Source organism: Galactobacter valiniphilus (assembly GCF_003575975.1).
Taxonomy (GTDB): Bacteria; Actinomycetota; Actinomycetes; order Actinomycetales; family Micrococcaceae; genus Galactobacter; species Galactobacter valiniphilus.
Window position 1 is genome coordinate 1 of the sequence record NZ_QQXK01000077.1, and the last position, 981, is coordinate 981.

Below are 981 nucleotides of genomic sequence, written 5' to 3' on the forward strand. Positions count from 1 at the left end.
CTAGGGCGTGTCTCCTAATAGGCGTTGCCAGGTGAGGATGGCGCAGAGGGTGACGCCGGCGCGGTAGGTGATGGCGAGTTTGTCGTAGCGGGTCGCGATGCCTCGCCACTGTTTGGCCAGTGCGAAGAACCGCTCGACGACGTTGCGGCCCTTGTAGGCGTCCGCGTCGAGCGCGGGCGGACGGCCACCACGGCTGCCGCGGCGTTTTCGGGCTGCGGCCTGGTCGCGTTTGTCGGGGATCACGGTCTTGATCCCGCGGCGGCGCAGCTCAGAACGGATCACGCCCGTCGCGTAGGCGCGGTCAGCGAGTACGGCCTCGGGTCTGTTGCGTGGCCTGCCACGACCGATCCTGGGGACATGGATCTGCGCGAGGACTTCGGTGAGCATGGCACCGTCGTTGCGCTGCCCGCCGGTGACGATCATCGCGAGCGGGCGCCCATGCCCGTCGACGGCTTGATGGATCTTCGTCGTCAACCCGCCACGGGAGCGGCCGATCCCGTGACCGGGCGGTTCAACCTCATGCCAGGGCAGGTTCTTGTGATTCGATCCCGCCCCCTGTGTCCTGCTCCGGGCGGGTCGTGTTCGTCGCATGCTGATGCGCACGCGCGATCGTCGCATCCACCGACACCACCCAATCGATCTTCCCCGCCGCGTCTGCTTCGGCGAGGATCCTCGTCAATACGCGATCCCAGGTGCCATCACCGGCGTATCGGCGGTGCCGCTTCCACACTGTCTGCCACGGGCCGAACTCCTCGCGAGGCAGATCACGCCAGGGAATCCCGGTGCGGAACCGGTACGCGATGCCCTCGACCACACGCCGGTTGTCACCGAACGGATGCCCCCGCAAGCCAGCGTTCGAGGGCAGAAGCGGCTCGATCCGCTCCCACTGCTCGTCCGTGAACACCCGATACCGCGAACCCGTCGACTTCATCTCATCAGCATCCCGCGAGCCTCACCCGACATATGGGAGACACGCCCTAG

1 protein-coding gene is annotated in these 981 nt (G+C 66.9%); it reads right to left on the reverse strand.

All coding sequences use genetic code 11. From position 1 onward, the window contains the following. A protein-coding gene (locus DWB68_RS15790) for an IS5 family transposase (RefSeq protein ID WP_233548885.1) occupies positions 1–931 on the reverse strand; the annotation gives its coding sequence in 2 pieces (ribosomal slippage) (positions 1–555 and positions 557–931; 930 coding nt in all). Positions 932–981: the final 50 nt, after the last annotated feature.